The sequence below is a fragment of the Pedobacter puniceum genome (assembly GCF_009674685.1).
Classification (GTDB): Bacteria; Bacteroidota; Bacteroidia; order Sphingobacteriales; family Sphingobacteriaceae; genus Pseudopedobacter; species Pseudopedobacter puniceum.
On record NZ_WKJI01000002.1, the window covers coordinates 295,093 to 311,001 of the forward strand.

The window sequence follows — 15,909 nt, forward strand, 5'->3', positions numbered from 1 at the left end:
ATAAACATAAAGTTTTACTCCTACCTATTTTATAACTAATTCTTATGCTTCTGGCAACGTAGGTGGGATAATTTTATTTACCCTAGTACTGATAGAACGTAGGAAAGCTTCTAAAGCTTGTTGCTCTTCTAAGGTTAAGTTTAGCTTCCTTAAAATGGATGATTTTGGTACGTTTCTGAAAGAATCTGGCACAACTGCTGCCTTTTGTATTGGGCTTGGGTTGCCGAGGTTATAAAACTCAACCACATCTTTTAAAGAAGGGAAATTACCATGATGCATCCATGGACCTGTGATATTGGTTTCTCTTAAAGAAGGAGTTCTAAATTTGCCTAAATCCTCCAGTTTTTTGGTAACATTATACCTGCCTAAATCTTCCATTTTAGAGCCTAAAAGCGTTTGTCCATCGTTATGGAATTGGTTATCACTAAATAGAGGCGAGTTATGACAGTTGATACATCTGGCTTTGGTTCTAAATAAGTGCATACCTAAAACTTCATCATCTTTTAAGGCTTTAGAATTACCCTTCACAAAAGCATCAAAACGGCTATTGGTACTGATGATAGAACGCTCAAAAGTAGCAATGGCTTTTTGTATTTTATCTAAGGTCACTTTATCATCGCCAAAAGCTTGTTTAAATAAAGGTTTATAGCCTTTAATTTGAGCAACATGTTTCACCATGGTATTCAGATTCTGGTTCATCTCTAAATGATCTTGAATAGGAAATTTAGCTTGGTCTTCTAAACTTTTAGCTCTACCGTCCCAAAAAAAGCTCTCGTAAAATGCCACGTTTAATAAAGTCATAGCGTTTCTTTTACCAGTTTGGCGGTCGTGACCGTACGCTACCCTACGTCCATCTCCCCAACCTAGCTCTGGGTCGTGGCAAGATGCACAAGCAATTTGTTTAGAAGCAGATAATCTAGGATCAAAAAACAATAGTTTCCCCAACTTCTCTTTTTCTTCTGAATGCGGATTATCCTTAGGATAAGTTGGTCTTCCTAAATAGCCTATATCTTTAAAATTTTTTACAGACTCATCCACATCAGGAGCTGGCCATTTGGCTGGGTCTCCACTATATAATGCCCTTAGTTCTGCTATACTGTAAACTTTAGGGTTATCTTGTAAAAAAGCGGTAGTGATGATAAATGTTATCACAACTACTAAAACACACATTATCTTTCTCATGGATTTAAAGTTAAAGCCGTAGTACTCATTTTATAAATACGTTTTACTGCTGCCGGACCACCAATAGAAGTCTCATTAAATATCACTTCTAGATCTATAATAGCTGTTCTTTCATCATAAGTACCTTGCCCACTGATACCAATTTTAAAAGTGGGCACACCTGGCTCAAAAGTAGAATTAGGGCTTTTGCTGATAGTAATATCTTGCGGGACTACCCTTACAATTCCGGTTTTAGCACCTTCAAAATCAGGAAAAAAACCTAAAACTTTATCTACATTTATTTTTGCGGTAACCGCGTTTGTACTTCCTATTTGGGTGCCATATAATCTGTGCATATCTAAAAAAGTAACCCCACTATTGGCAACATAAGGATTAGCAAAACCTAAATAATTAGGGTCTTGTGTAGATATGATAGAGAAATGCCCTCCTATCCTATTAGACCATAGCTTTGTATCCTCATTGTAACGATAAACAAACATCTGATAAAAAGGTATGTTCTGATGAAATACATTAATAGCCGATGAAGATGGTGTAGAGAGTGGCTCTTCTGGATATAAATCTTCTTTTAGAGGCGGTTCTTCTTCTCTGCAACCAGCAGATAAAGTAACCATGAATAATAAAAATATTAAAAGCTTATTCATATTATAATTATTAATAATCAGCGTTTTGTACCATGTTAGGATTTACATCTATAGTTGATGCTGGTATTGGCATTACCAATCTATTATCTGTAAAAGGTAAACTACAAATAGTAGCATTACAATCTACCCTGCTGATATTCTTGCCTTTCCTTAGTAAATCGTAAAGTAAATTCCCTTCAAAAGCCAATTCTTTTCTTCTCTCAAGAAGGATAGCATCAATTAAATCTGTTTTAGTAGAAAAATTAGTGTTAGCAGCTGTTGGGTCTGCTCTTCTAATGATAGAAGAAAGATCTGCATTAGCTTGTGTAAAGTTTGACTGTACTTTTTCTGCTGCGGCTTCTGCTCTTATTAAATATATCTCTGATAATCTAAGTATTTTTACAGGAGTTGCATTAATACTACCAGCAGCATACTTTTTTGTAAAGGCATAATTTACATTATTGATAGCAACTGTATTAAATAAGGATGCGCTTCTACGTATATCATTAGAACCATAAAGATTAAGAATATCATTAGTAGCTGCGTACATTCTAAAACCTCCTACACCAGTAACCTCATAAAAAGAACCTAAACTTGAACCTGAAAAATTACTCTCAAGTGCTATTTCAAATATACACTCAACAGAAGGCGTTCTGGTTGCCCAACTTGCCACATAATTAGCATTTGTTAATAAAGAGTATCCTCCGTTTCTAATCACATCATCGGCATACTCATAAGCTTTATCCCAATTATTGGTATATAGATAAACTTTGGCTAATAAAGCTTTAGCTGCATAAATAGAAAAGAAAGTTTGCTGAGCACCTGAAGAAAATACAGGGCTGCTATTTTCAAATAAGGTAATAGCATCTAACAAATCTTGTATAACTGCTTGATAAGATTGAGCTGCGGTTGACCTTACAGGTAATGGGTCTGTTATTAATTGTGGTTTAAGTATTAAAGCTATTCCTAAATGGCTAGCATCTGGTGTTGTGTTATACGGTTTAGCAAATACTCTTAATAACTCAAAATGTGCCAACGCCCTTAAGCATTTAGCTTCTGCTAATATTCTATTTTTTTGAGCTATTTGTCCTTCTGCGGAAGGCGTGTAAAAAATAATATTGTTAACATTATTTAAGTGTTGATACAAACCTGAATAAGTTGTATTCATAGATGACTGGTTTGCTGTTTGAGCAAGATTGTAAACATCATCCAAAGCAATATTTACAGTTCTACTATATTTAATATTACCACCTAGCAAATCAGGAAGTACCATTAGATTTCGATGATATAACTCTATGGATAGTAGTGTACGGTAAGCACCTGCTAAAGCTGTTTTTGATCCAGATACATCTTTAAATAAATCTTCTATAGAAAGTTGGTCTACCGGGTCTTTATCTAAAAGCTTTTCACAAGAAGTAAAGCTTATTAGAAATACGATGTTGATATAAATGAAAAACTTCTTCATTATTTTTAATTTAAATGCCTACTCTTATACCTCCAGTAATAGCCATAGTTTCTGGATATCTAAATCTCCTCTCTGCAATGCCATTTCTATTTTTAACGCCTGGTTCTTTATAGACATAGAATAAATTTGTTGCATTAGCGAAAACAGATAGGTTGTTTAATCCTACTTTGGCAATTGTTTTTAAGGGTAGCTTATAATTTAAGGATACGTTAGAAAGTTTTAGATAACTGGCATCTAATACATATCTAGATGAATTGCTTACTCTGTCTCTATTGATATTTAATCGTGGAATATTAGTAATATCGCCTGGCCTTTGCCATCTATCTATCAAATTGATACTTTGGTTTCTGTTTTGCAGATTTCTACCATCGCCTTCATCGGCATTATCGAATTTAAAATCTGCACCGTAACTGTATAAAATATTGAATGATAAACTCAGATTTTTATAGGTAAGATTATTGATAAAACCACCTTGAAAATCTGGTAGTCTATCTCCTATAACAACGGTTTCTGTGATGGGAAGTTGGTTAATCTCATCAGCCGTTTTAACATTTCCATTTTTATCAAAAAATATTTCTAACCCGGTTTGCGGATTAACACCTCCCCAACGGTAACCATAAATAGCACTAGCACTATTGCCCACTTTAAAACCTGCAGCCTCATCACGTGAACCAAAAAGTGATGAAAAGCCATTATTAAAGGCTAGTATTTTATTTCTGTTAGCTCCAAAATTGAAAGAGCTACTCCAGGTAAAGTTTTTGGTTTTGATATTTTCTGAGCTGATAGACAATTCAAAACCTTGATTTCGCATTTTACTAGTATTGGCTAAAATATTAGAAAACCCTGTTTCTAAAGGCACATTAATACTAGATATTAAATCAACAACTAAGTTGTTGTAGTATTCTGCTGTTAGCTGGAATCTGTTAAATATGGTTAAGTCTAAACCCAAATTAAATTTATAATTCTTTTCCCATCCCAAATTTGGATTTGGTGCTGATGTAGCTGCAGGTACAGAAGAAGTATTACCATTGTATAAATTACCGGTAGAAGTTCCGAAACTATATAAACCCCTAGCAGCATAAGAACCAATTCTTGAATTTCCGGTTGACCCATAGGTTACTCTCAATTTCATTAAATTAATAGCTTCCACATCTTTCAAGAAATTCTCTTTAGAGATGATCCATCCTAAACCCAAAGAGCCATTTAGTGCCACTTGTTTATCGCCACCAAAAACTGAAGATTGATCTACACGACCATTGATGTTGATATAATATTTCTTATTTAAATCATACCCCAATTGAGAGTAATAAGAAACAACTGCATTTTCTGTAAGAGAAGAATTTGAGGTTTGTGTGGCGGCAGCACCTAATACACGTAATCTATCAAAACTAAAATTATTACCTGTACCACTCAATAAATTGGCGGCTTTATCTTCTACTTGTGTGCCTAAAACAAAACCAATGGTATGTTTATCTCGATAAACTTTATCAAAAGTAGTTTGTAAAAAGCCGGTATAACTACGGTAATTTCTATCAAAAATTGAAAGTCTACCATTTAAATTAGCCCCTGTTTGGTTTAAAGCAGACATGTACATGGTTTGCCTGTTCTGATAAAAGTCAGATCCAAGTGTGCCTGATATTGCCCAAGAATCGGTTATTTTATAAGTAGCGTTTAAGTTACTTAAAAGCTGTAAACCTTTATGAAAATCATCATTTTGTGCTAAAACTGCTAATGGATTGGGTACACCTAGAAAAGTTGCAAAAGTCCCATCAGCATTATAAGGTGCTAAGTTAGGAGGTAATAATACACCACCATAATTGTCAAGTGCATTTTTATTAGTTAAAGTAGGGCTTAAAGAAAAACTTACTTTAAAACGGTCTGATAAACTATGGTCTAAACGTAAACGTATATAGGTTTTTTGCAAATCATTCCCTAAAGAGCTGGATTGTTGATCTCTATAACCAGCAGAAAACCTAAATGTAGTATTTTCTTTACCTCCAGAAATTTCTAGGTTTGCGTTATGATAAGTTGCATTTCGATTGGTTAAATCAAACCAATCTGTATTGATAGTACTGCTTCCGGCTAATTGCGATGCAGAGGTTACAGACCTTCCATCATTTATATAAGTTTCTCTTAACAAACTATAATATTGCGGACCAGATAACCATTTAAACTCGTTTATAAATGTTGATACTCCGGTATCATAACTAAAATTTATTTTAGTTTTTCCGGCTGTACCACCTTTTGTTGTAATGATAATTACGCCATTAGCAGCATCGGCACCATAAAGCGCAGAAGCTGTAGCATCTTTTAAAACAGAAATGCTTTTAATATCATCCGGATTAATATTCGCTAAGGGGTTAAGATTTTGCTCTCTGCTAAAAATTTGACTTTCATTACCTTTTTGTTGTTCGTACATAGGGATACCATCCACAACGTATAATGGTTGTGAAGATGTGGTAGTAGTAGCCCTATTAGTACTCCCAAAGGCAGGTAAAGAACCTTGCCCTCTGATATTAATTTTCACGGGGGTTCCTAGCTCGGTATTTGTTTCTACATATACCCCTGCTACCAAACCTTCCATCATTTTATCAAATGATTCTATTGGCCTATCTACCTGAAGTTGAGCGTCTGTTAACTGCGAAATACTCCCAACCACATCTTCCCTTCTCTTATTAGCAGTGTAAGAGCTGGTAACTACCACTTCATTTATGCCTATAGCATCAAGCTCTAGCTGGATATTAAAAAAAGTTTCTTTACCTACTCTAAACTCTTTAGGTTTAAACCCTAAATAAGTGGCTTCTAAAACTGTACTTTCAATATCATCTCCAACCAATTTAATGGTAAATTCTCCATTGATATTTGTAACAGCACCCTGTCTGGTTCCTTTAATCAATACATTAACACCGGGTAAAGTTTCACCGTCTTGCTTAGAAACTATTTTACCGGTTATCATTTTTACCGATGGAGCTATAGGTTTTCTAGCGTTTCTGATGGAAATATTGTTTCCAACTACTCCAAAATCAAGAAAAAGCTGTCTAGAAATAATGTTAAGCGCATCTTTTAAAGTACCAGAGTGCTTTATAACTACTTTACGATTTACATCTACAACAGCTGCATCGTAATTAAACTTAACGTTAGCTTGCTTCTCTATACTAGTTAAAACGCTGATTAAAGAAGTGTTATTAAAATTTAAGCTTACAATATTATTCTGGGCCTTTACAACTCGTACAAACAGGGTACTTAAGGCTATTAAAAGGAATAAACCTATTTTAATTTTATTTTGCATTTATATGATTAATGTAAAGCGTATCGTTTAATTGTTTGTACACCAGATTTTCAGAAAAGCAAATACTTTTCATGATGCTGATGTAATCTGTATTTTTAAACTCACCTGTATACTTCCAGTTTTTATGTTTGCTTAAGTTGATGATGGTTATCCCATAAGTTGCATACATTTCTTTGGCAATCTCATTAAAAGATGCATTTTTAAACTTTATGATACCATCTTTCCAGGCGGTTAGTGACTCAGTATCAAAATTAGCCTTTAAGAGTTTCTTACTTACCTTATCAAATACCACCTTCTCATAGGGCTTTAATGTTAAATGATTACCTGATAATTGATCATTTACTTTCACGCTACCTTCTACCAATGCCACTTCAATTTTTTCTGGTTCTAAACGAGTATTCATATTAAATGAAGTACCTAAAACTTGAGTAGTAAAAGAGCCAGCATGCACTATGAATGGCTTTTTAGGATTTTTCATCACTTCAAAGTACGCTTCGCCCTCAAGCTCAACATTTCTAATAGCACCAAAGGTTTTTGGATATTTTATAGTGCTGTTAGCATTTAATATAATTTTAGTACCATCACTTAACTGAATAATACTTCTTTGCCCAAATTCATTATGTTTAGTGATATAAGTTTGCGCAATTTCCTTTGCTTTAGTAAAGCGCTTAACACCAATAAAAAGAGTTGGTACAAGAATGAGGAGCATTAAAACCACATAAACCCCATTTACAGAAAACTTTGAAGGAGAAGTTTTTAATAAGATTTCTGGTTGTGTTTCTTTCTCCTTCAAAAAAGATTCGAATTTATTTAATTCGATATCCAACTCATGCTCTGGAAGGTGTAAATACAGCATATCTAATAAGCGCTCTGCTGTTAATACTTCATCCAGCTTTTCTGGATTACAGCTGATCCATTGTGTCCAAAAATCAATATCATCCTGATTACTTTTTAAGTAATAATTGATAAATGACTCATCAGATGCAAAGTCTTCTGCTGTATATAAGTTGTAGTTCATGGTAAAAGAAGATAGAATTATAGTTTAATGATTTTTTTATTGATATAATGTACATCATTAGTTAAGGTTAAATAATATACACCAGAACTAAATGATGATAAAGATACACCTAAATCATTTACGCCTGAATTTAATTCTATAGATTTATTTAAGACAATTTTCCCGCTTTGGTCTACCAACTTTAGTTGATATTTACCAGCTTTAGTAATATTTACATTTAACCTATCTGAAGTTGGGTTAGGATAAATATTAAGAGCATCTGCATTTAAAGCATCTATCTTAATTGTTCTAATATCAGAATAAGACAAAGTACCATCAAAGTCTTTTGCTTTAATGCGATAATAGTTATTCTCTAACAATGGATTTCTATCCGTAAAGTTGTAAGAACTTAATTTTTGAGCTTTTACAATGCCAATAGTAACAAAATCTCCAGTTTCTCCTTTTCTTTCTATCAAATATTCATCTGTATTAATTTCAGAAGCAATATTCCAAACTAAAGAAACTTCATTTAAAGTATTTTTAGTAGCTGTAAAAGATGCGTAGGTTACGGGTAGGGTGCCGTTGGATTTCACTTTTGCTGCATATATCTGTCCATTTGTAGATACTCTTGAATCTGTCCATGCAGTGATAATTTCTCCTGTTCCATCAGTAATAACAACAGGAGTTTTTTGAGCAGGACTAGGAATTGTCGTTGTGCCCGCAACAAATTCTATGAGTGCTCCGTTAACAGCATAAGCTAGTGTTGCATCTGTATTAATATGTTGAGCATAAATAGCAGAATTACTTGTTGAGCCAGGAGATCTTGCATCATCCCAAACTATAAAAGCTCCTCCTAATCCATCTTCTACAGTAACAAATCCGCTTGAAGTACTGGAGGAAGGTTGATGACCTACTACATTACAAATAGAAATCCCATCTAGCGCTGTACCCCCAGACGGTGTCCATTGTAAAACTCCTGCACTATTTAATTTTTGAGCATAAATTCCTCTATCGCTTGTCGCAACTCTAGGATCTGACCAAACGCATACAAAGTCTGCCCCTGATTTAACTATTGTAGGATTAGACTGAAATCCTCCAGCACTTACTACTTGAACATCATTAGCCCAAACTTTTAATCCTGATGAATTAAATCTTTGAGCATAAATATCTCCTCCACCATTGGTTCCGCTTCTTTGATCAGCAAAAATAGCAACAAAACCACCACTACCATCAGAGCAGATGGCTGGAGTTTGCTGAGCACCTACTACTGAAATTAAAGGTAGACCAATAGTTGAGGTCGTAGCCCATTGCTTTTGACCAACATTATTTAATCTTTGCCCAAAAACATCTCTATCAGATGTAACAGTAGGAGTACCTGTAGGATCTTCCCAGATTAGAAAAACTCCTCCATTTCCATCCGGTAACATCGAAATATTGGTTTGAGTTCCCGCAGCATCAGATAGTTGTATGTCATTAACACCCCATTGTTTAGAGCCATCACTAATTAAAATTTTATTACAATAAGGATCCTGAGAAGTACCTCTACTATCTCTCCAATAAACAACTGCTTCAGTAGAATTAATGATAGTAGCAATTGGTGAAACTTGAGTTCCTGTTGAATTAGTAATTACAACTCCATTAGTTGTCCAAAGTGGTAATCCTAAATTATTAATTCTTTGAGCATAAATATCATTAGCAGTTGCCGCATCTCTAGCATCTTCCCAAACTAATATAGCACCTCCTGCTCCATCAGAAGTTAAACTTACACTTGACTGACTTCCAGTTGCATTACAAACAACTTTCTCTGCTCCCCATGGTAATGTTCCATCTTTATTAATTTTTTGAACATAAATATCTGTCCCTGTTGTTCCACTATTCCTAGAATCTACCCAAGCGATAATCATGTTGCCATTACCATCATTAATAGCCGCAGGAGATGCCTTAGCTGTAGTGTTACTAGTTGTTACAATAGGTGTAGCTCCACTCCACTGAGCTTTAACCACCATACAGGAAATTAAAAGAGGGATAAAAAGTAAAATTTTCTTCATACTGGTTTGTTTAAGTTTTCTGATTTATATACCAGTGCAAAAAACTTTAACTTTTTACCAGAAAAATTTTAATTTTTTTTTCTAAACGGTTTGAATAGTTTTAAGAAAGCAAGAAAAAGACTATCATGAGTGATTTTAACAGCTTTCTAAGTACTTGTAGCGCTTCATAAACGTGGTTATACACTGTACGGGGTTGTAAATTTAGTGCAGACGCTATTTGCTCATAACTTAAACCTTCGTAGAACTTAAGTTTAATGATTTCTCTTTGATTTTTGGTAAGATAATCTAAAGCTAACCATAGCTTTTTCTTCTTTTCGTCGCTTTCCTGAGCTTCTATCAATAAACTTTCATAGGATTTTTCTCTATCTAATCCTTCATCAAGTTTTGTTAAGTTTCCCTGATGATTAGTTTGATATATCTCTTTTAGAAGCTTTCTTTTTAAATAAGTGCGGAGATATGCTTTTACTTGCTGAACTTCTGATAAAGAATGACGCTTTTGCCATATTTCGCAGAACATTTCATGAATACAATCTTTTACCTGCTCTTTATTGGCACAAATTCTAAAACCAAAGGCATAAAGCTCCTGATAACTACTTTTATAAAGCAGCATCATGGCTTGCTGGTCGCCATGCTTTATGTTATGCCAAATATGAGAGTCCATGTTTTAAAATTGCTAACTAAAGCAACTCTTGATTAAGAATATCTTAAGCTAATTTCAAATATAAAATTAAATCGTCAAAAAAATTAATCCTTAAATGTAATATTTAAATCTCATTTTCACTTTGCTTTAAAAATCTTACCCAACATATCCTTACATTTGCAAAATGGCAGGTATTTATATCCATATTCCTTTTTGTAAGCAGGCTTGCCATTATTGCGATTTTCATTTTAGCACTTCTTTAAAATATAAGGATGAAATGCTGGCGGCTATCCTTAAAGAAATTCAAATACAAAAAAACTACCTTGCACAAGAAAAAATAGAAACCATTTATTTTGGTGGAGGTACGCCTTCTATACTATCTGAAACAGATTTAAACCACATTTTCCAAAACTTATATCAAACTTTTGAAATAGCAAAAGAAGCAGAAATTACACTAGAGGCTAATCCGGATGATTTAACCTCATCTAAAATTAAAGCTTTAAAAAACACCCCTATCAACCGTTTTAGTATTGGCGTACAATCTTTTTTTGAGGAAGATTTAAAATGGATGAACAGGGCGCATGAAGCTAAAGAAAGTGAATATGCCATTAAAACTGCTCAAGATGCTGGTTTTGAAAATATCACTATTGATTTAATTTACGGTTACCCTTTGTTAAGCGATGAAAAATGGCTGACTAATATTAACCAAACGCTGGCTTTAGATATTCAACATATTTCTTGTTACAGCATGACGGTTGAGCAAAAAACAGCTTTAGCTTCTTTTGTACAAAAAGGGTTGCAGAAACCTATGGATGATAGCCAAAGTGCACAACAGTTTCAAACTTTAATGGCTAAACTAGCAGGACAGGGCTTTGAGCATTATGAGATTTCTAACTTCGCTAAAAATAAAAGCTACTCTAAACACAATACCAATTATTGGAAAGGTATCAAATATTTAGGTATTGGCCCATCGGCACACTCTTTTAATGGTGTAAGTAGGCAGTGGAATATCGCTAATAATGCAAAATATACGAGTTCTTTAATGCAAAACTCTATTCCTTTTGAAATAGAAGAATTGAGCTTTGCTAACCGTTTTAACGAATATGTTATGACGGCTTTAAGAACCATGTGGGGTATAAATTTGCATGATGTTATCAATAATTTTGGTTCCGATGCCACAGAAATGTTAAAGCAAAACATAGAAGAATTTGTTAATAAAGAATGGGTAGATTTTGTAGAAAATCATTTCATTTTAACCCCCAATGGCAAGCTGTATGCAGACCATATTGCTGCCGAACTTTTTATAGAAGACCATGAACTTTAAAAATAAAATTGTTTGGATTACTGGCGCTTCCTCTGGTATAGGAAAAGCATTAAGTATTATACTTTTTCAGCAAGGTGCTAAGGTTATTTTATCTGCCCGTAGCAGAGAAAAACTGTATGATTTAAAGCAAAAACTAAAAGGCAACCCTTTAGATATTCATATCCTACCTTTAGATTTAGAACAAAAAGAAACTTTAAGCCAAAAAGCAGAAGAAGCTTGGAAAATCTATGGTAAAATAGATATCCTATTCAACTGCGGAGGGATTAGTCAGCGTTCTTTAGCCTTAGAAACTACCACTGCTACAGAAGAAAAAATCATGAATACCAATTACTGGGGAACGGTTTTATTAAGTAAGGCAGTAGTAGCCAAAATGGTAAACCAACAAAGCGGGCATATTGTAGTTATTAGTTCTTTGGTAGGGAAATTTGGTACGCAATACAGAAGTTCTTATTCGGCATCTAAACATGCTTTACATGGCTATTTCGACTCTTTAAGGAATGAAGTTTACCAACATGGTATAGCTATTTCTATTATTTGCCCTGGCTTTATCCGTACAGATATTACCTTAAACTCTGTTACCGGGGATGGCTCTCTTTACAACAAAATGGATAAAAACCAAGAAGAAGGCTTATCTGCTTTAGACTGTGCTACACAAATTTTAAAAGCTGTTGAGGATAAAAAAGAAGAAGTATTAATAGGCAAAAAAGAGAAATTTGGTGTATTGATAAAACGTTTCTTCCCAACTTATTTCTCTAAGATGATTAGAAAAAGAGATGTGATTTAATATTTAAAACACTAACAGTCAATAATTTACAAATGTTTTTCATTTTTTAAAATCCAGTGTTTGTTTTACAGCGTAAATGCTCCCAAACAAACAAGAAGAAAATGAAAAAAATATTTTTAGCAGCATTTGCCTTAGTAGCTATGGCAACTGCAAATGTACAAGCACAAGAAAACCCAATGGTAGGTGGTGCGCCTATGTATGCCTCTAAAGACATTGTAGATAATGCTGTAAATTCTAAAGACCACACTACTTTAGTAGCTGCAGTAAAAGCTGCTGGTTTAGTAGAAACTTTAAAAGGTAAAGGTCCGTTTACGGTATTTGCACCAACCAATGCAGCTTTCGCAAAATTACCTGCCGGTACAGTAGAAACCCTAGTAAAACCAGAAAACAAAGCAAAATTAACCAGCATTTTAACCTACCATGTATTAGCAGGTAAATTTTCTGCTGCTGATGTAGTTAAAGCTATTAAAGCTGGAAACGGAAAAGCAACTTTTACAACTGTTAATGGTGGTAAATTATATGCTTCTTTAGATGGCGATAAAGTAAAACTTTGGGATGAAAACAAAGGAACCGCTTATGTTACCATTGCAGATGTTAATCAAAAAAATGGCGTTATCCATGTAATTGATAGCGTAGTATTACCAAAATAATTTTTCGTAATAGTGATGTGGGTAAAAGCCTGGCTGTAATAGCTGGGCTTTTTGGTTTTAAAAAGCTTTTTCAGCTTTTGTAATATGACAACAATTTAACCTAAAAACTTAATAGCTCGCCTTACAAACTTTTAACTTTATCAATCGTTAACAATGAAACATTTGCAGCAATGAGAGGATACGGGTTTTCTAAATTTTCTGAAGAAGAATTGCCTAAAGGTGGGTTTGAACAACTGCTTAAGCTTTTTCTTGAACTTCTAAACTATACCGCCGGAGACGCCAACGAAGCTTTGGCTTGGCTTAACGAGTTGGATAAGCAACACAAGCTTACCAATAACGATTATGGCATGGGCGATTTTATTGAAGACCTCAAAAATAAAGGTTATTTAAGTGACGATGACCCTAAAGGTGGTTTTAATATTACTGCAAAGACCGAGCAAACCATCAGAAAATCTGCCTTGGAAGAAATTTTTGGGAAGCTTAAAAAATCTGGAAAAGGCAATCACAATACCAGTAGCTCTGGCAGCGGTGAAGAGAAAAATGCCGATAGAAGAGAATATCAATTTGGCGATAGCTTAGATCAGATAGATATGACCAGTTCTATCCATAATGCGCAAATCAACCATGGCATCAACGATTTTATGATGACCGAGAAAGATTTAGAAGTAGAGGAAAGAGATTATAAAACTCTTACTTCTACGGTATTGATGATAGACATATCACACTCTATGATTTTGTACGGAGAAGACCGTATTACACCAGCAAAAAAAGTAGCTATGGCTTTGGCAGAGCTCATCAGTACCAAATACCCAAAAGACACTTTAGATATTGTTGTTTTTGGTAACGATGCATGGCCTATTAGTATTAAAGATTTGCCTTATTTACAGGTTGGTCCTTACCATACTAATACTTACGCAGGTTTAGAATTGGCTACCGATATTTTGCGCAGAAGAAAAACACATAATAAACAAATCTTCATGATTACAGACGGGAAACCAACCTGTTTAAAAGAAGGTTTAAAATATTATAAAAACAGCATTGGACTAGATAGAAAGGTGATTAACAAAACCTTAACCATGGCAGCACAGTGTAAAAAATTAAATATCCCTATCACCACTTTTATGATAGCCCGCGACCCTTACTTACAACAGTTTGTAAGACAATTTACAGAAGTAAACGGCGGCAGAGCTTTTTACAGTTCTTTAAAAGGTTTAGGCGAATACATATTTGAAGATTATATCAAAAACAGAAGAAGAACAGTAAGGTAGATGGTTGATAGTAATTGGTGGATGGATTAGTTCATTAGTCAATAGACTATGGACAATAAGCGATGGTCAATGGTTAATAGATAAAAAACCATGCAAAGCCTAACCAACTAAAACCTAACAAACTGATAACTGATAACTGATAACTAGCAACTGATAATGACAACATTAGGAGAACTAAAAAAATCAGGATACAAGAGCAGATCCATTAAGGAAGAGTTAAGAGAGAATCTTATTAAAAGATTAAAAAGTAAGGATTTAGGTTTTGAAGGCATCATTGGTTTTGAAGATACCGTTCTGCCTGATTTACAAACGGCTATATTAAGCAGACATAATATTTTGTTATTAGGTTTAAGAGGACAAGCAAAAACTCGTATTGCCCGCTTAATGGTTAACCTTTTAGATGAATATGTACCTTATATTGTAGGTTCTGATTTGTATGACGACCCATTAAACCCTATCAGCTGGTTTGGTAAACATACCGTAGAGACCATGGGCGATGATACACCTATCGCTTGGTTACACCGTAACGATAGGTATACAGAAAAATTGGCCACGCCAGATGTTACCGTTGCAGATTTAATTGGTGATGTTGATCCTATTAAAGCTGCTACGCAGAAATTAAATTATTCTGATGAAAGAGTAATCCATTTCGGACTAATCCCCAGAGCGCATAGAAGCATCTTCGTGATTAATGAATTACCAGATTTACAAGCCCGTATTCAAGTAGCGCTGTTCAATATCCTTCAAGAAAAAGATATACAGATAAGAGGTTTTAAATTACGCTTACCGCTTGATGTACAGTTTGTATTTACAGCCAACCCAGAGGATTATACCAACCGTGGTTCTATTGTAACACCTTTAAAAGACCGTATAGAGAGTCAGATTTTAACGCATTATCCTAAATCTGTAGAAATATCAAGAAAAATTACACAGCAGGAAGCCGCCCTTACAGATGAACAACGTTTAATAGAGGCAGATGGCTTGGTAAAAGATTTGGTAGAGCAAATAGCTTCTGAAGCTAGAAATTCTGAATATATAGATAAAAAATCTGGTGTATCGGCTCGCTTAACCATTTCTGCTTATGAGAATTTAATCTCCCATGCAGAAAGAAGAATGCTGCTGAATGATGAAAAATCTACTTTTGTACGCATTACAGATTTCTTGGGCGTTATACCAGCCATCACCGGAAAAATAGAATTGGTTTACGAAGGAGAGTTGGAAGGCCCAGCAAAAGTGGCTAACATCCTAATTGGTAAGGCTATACGTACTTTACTGGCTACCTATTTCCCAGATCCGGAGAAGATGAAAAAATCTAAAACCGGAAATTTATATGCAGAAATCATCAATTGGTTTAGTGCGGGTAATACCATCCATATTTTAGACCATTTAACGCAGAAAGAGTACGAAAAACAACTAAACAGCGTTCCTGGATTAAAAGATTTAGTAAAGAAAATACATCCATCTTTAAGTAAAAACCAACATCTGTTATTGATGGAATTTGTTTTACATGGTTTGGCCGAATTTTCTTTAATTAGCAAAGGCTTTTTAGAAACTGGTTTTGAGTTTAAAGATATGTTTAACAGCTTATTCACTGCCGAGTTTGAAGACGATGAAGAAGACTATGATGATAATTATTAATAAC

General features: G+C 34.3%; 12 protein-coding genes. 5 read left to right on the forward strand and 7 right to left on the reverse strand.

Going from position 1 to position 15,909, the window contains the following annotated elements; translation table 11 throughout:
- Nucleotides 1-42: 42 nt before the first annotated feature.
- The 7 genes from GJJ64_RS07890 to GJJ64_RS07920 all read right to left on the reverse strand — a co-directional run bounded on the left by GJJ64_RS07890 (nucleotide 43) and on the right by GJJ64_RS07920 (nucleotide 10,262).
- On the reverse strand, nucleotides 43-1,182 hold the full coding sequence (locus tag GJJ64_RS07890) for a cytochrome-c peroxidase (RefSeq protein ID WP_154287248.1): 1,140 nt from the start codon (nucleotides 1,180-1,182) through the stop codon (nucleotides 43-45).
- The gene (locus GJJ64_RS07895; RefSeq protein ID WP_154287250.1) at nucleotides 1,179-1,823 is read right to left on the reverse strand and encodes a hypothetical protein; all 645 of its coding nucleotides are present in this window, start codon (nucleotides 1,821-1,823) and stop codon (nucleotides 1,179-1,181) included. Before GJJ64_RS07895 ends, GJJ64_RS07890 begins: the two co-directional genes overlap by 4 nt.
- A gap of 10 nt (nucleotides 1,824-1,833) precedes the next feature.
- The gene (locus GJJ64_RS07900) at nucleotides 1,834-3,267 is read right to left on the reverse strand and encodes a RagB/SusD family nutrient uptake outer membrane protein (RefSeq protein ID WP_154287252.1); all 1,434 of its coding nucleotides are present in this window, start codon (nucleotides 3,265-3,267) and stop codon (nucleotides 1,834-1,836) included.
- 10 nt (nucleotides 3,268-3,277) lie between these two features.
- Nucleotides 3,278-6,556, reverse strand: coding sequence for a SusC/RagA family TonB-linked outer membrane protein (locus GJJ64_RS07905; RefSeq protein ID WP_154287254.1), 3,279 nt, complete (start codon nucleotides 6,554-6,556; stop codon nucleotides 3,278-3,280).
- Nucleotides 6,546-7,574 carry a FecR family protein gene (locus GJJ64_RS07910; protein WP_154287255.1) on the reverse strand — a complete coding sequence of 343 codons (1,029 nt, stop codon included), beginning with the start codon at nucleotides 7,572-7,574 and terminating at the stop codon, nucleotides 6,546-6,548. The genes GJJ64_RS07905 and GJJ64_RS07910 overlap by 11 nt, the downstream gene beginning before the upstream one ends.
- A gap of 17 nt (nucleotides 7,575-7,591) precedes the next feature.
- Nucleotides 7,592-9,601 carry a T9SS type A sorting domain-containing protein gene (locus GJJ64_RS07915; RefSeq protein WP_154287257.1) on the reverse strand — a complete coding sequence of 670 codons (2,010 nt, stop codon included), beginning with the start codon at nucleotides 9,599-9,601 and terminating at the stop codon, nucleotides 7,592-7,594.
- A gap of 100 nt (nucleotides 9,602-9,701) precedes the next feature.
- Nucleotides 9,702-10,262 carry an RNA polymerase sigma factor gene (locus GJJ64_RS07920; RefSeq protein WP_154287259.1) on the reverse strand — a complete coding sequence of 187 codons (561 nt, stop codon included), beginning with the start codon at nucleotides 10,260-10,262 and terminating at the stop codon, nucleotides 9,702-9,704.
- 163 nt (nucleotides 10,263-10,425) lie between these two features.
- Between GJJ64_RS07920 and hemW the strand changes: the two genes are divergently transcribed.
- From hemW to GJJ64_RS07945, 5 genes are all read left to right on the forward strand, one after another.
- The gene (hemW, locus tag GJJ64_RS07925) at nucleotides 10,426-11,565 is read left to right on the forward strand and encodes a radical SAM family heme chaperone HemW (RefSeq protein ID WP_154287261.1); all 1,140 of its coding nucleotides are present in this window, start codon (nucleotides 10,426-10,428) and stop codon (nucleotides 11,563-11,565) included.
- Complete coding sequence (locus tag GJJ64_RS07930; RefSeq protein WP_154287263.1) at nucleotides 11,555-12,349, forward strand: SDR family oxidoreductase; 795 nt, start codon at nucleotides 11,555-11,557, stop codon at nucleotides 12,347-12,349. The genes hemW and GJJ64_RS07930 overlap by 11 nt, the downstream gene beginning before the upstream one ends.
- Nucleotides 12,350-12,450: 101 nt before the next feature.
- Entirely contained in the window at nucleotides 12,451-12,999 is a 549-nt protein-coding gene (locus GJJ64_RS07935; protein ID WP_149075659.1) for a fasciclin domain-containing protein, read from the forward strand.
- 170 nt (nucleotides 13,000-13,169) lie between these two features.
- Entirely contained in the window at nucleotides 13,170-14,267 is a 1,098-nt protein-coding gene (locus tag GJJ64_RS07940; protein ID WP_154287265.1) for a vWA domain-containing protein, read from the forward strand.
- A gap of 156 nt (nucleotides 14,268-14,423) precedes the next feature.
- Entirely contained in the window at nucleotides 14,424-15,905 is a 1,482-nt protein-coding gene (locus tag GJJ64_RS07945; RefSeq protein ID WP_154287267.1) for an AAA family ATPase, read from the forward strand.
- Nucleotides 15,906-15,909: the final 4 nt, after the last annotated feature.

Coding starts and splice junctions, on each gene's coding strand:
- hemW (WP_154287261.1), top strand. CDS start 10,426: ATGGCAGGTATTTATATCCATATTCCTTTTTGTAAGCAGGCTTGCCAT.
- GJJ64_RS07910 (WP_154287255.1), bottom strand. CDS start 7,574: ATGAACTACAACTTATATACAGCAGAAGACTTTGCATCTGATGAGTCA.
- GJJ64_RS07890 (WP_154287248.1), bottom strand. CDS start 1,182: ATGAGAAAGATAATGTGTGTTTTAGTAGTTGTGATAACATTTATCATC.
- GJJ64_RS07945 (WP_154287267.1), top strand. CDS start 14,424: ATGACAACATTAGGAGAACTAAAAAAATCAGGATACAAGAGCAGATCC.
- GJJ64_RS07920 (WP_154287259.1), bottom strand. CDS start 10,262: ATGGACTCTCATATTTGGCATAACATAAAGCATGGCGACCAGCAAGCC.
- GJJ64_RS07900 (WP_154287252.1), bottom strand. CDS start 3,267: ATGAAGAAGTTTTTCATTTATATCAACATCGTATTTCTAATAAGCTTT.
- GJJ64_RS07895 (WP_154287250.1), bottom strand. CDS start 1,823: ATGAATAAGCTTTTAATATTTTTATTATTCATGGTTACTTTATCTGCT.
- GJJ64_RS07930 (WP_154287263.1), top strand. CDS start 11,555: ATGAACTTTAAAAATAAAATTGTTTGGATTACTGGCGCTTCCTCTGGT.
- GJJ64_RS07940 (WP_154287265.1), top strand. CDS start 13,170: ATGAGAGGATACGGGTTTTCTAAATTTTCTGAAGAAGAATTGCCTAAA.
- GJJ64_RS07935 (WP_149075659.1), top strand. CDS start 12,451: ATGAAAAAAATATTTTTAGCAGCATTTGCCTTAGTAGCTATGGCAACT.
- GJJ64_RS07905 (WP_154287254.1), bottom strand. CDS start 6,556: ATGCAAAATAAAATTAAAATAGGTTTATTCCTTTTAATAGCCTTAAGT.
- GJJ64_RS07915 (WP_154287257.1), bottom strand. CDS start 9,601: ATGAAGAAAATTTTACTTTTTATCCCTCTTTTAATTTCCTGTATGGTG.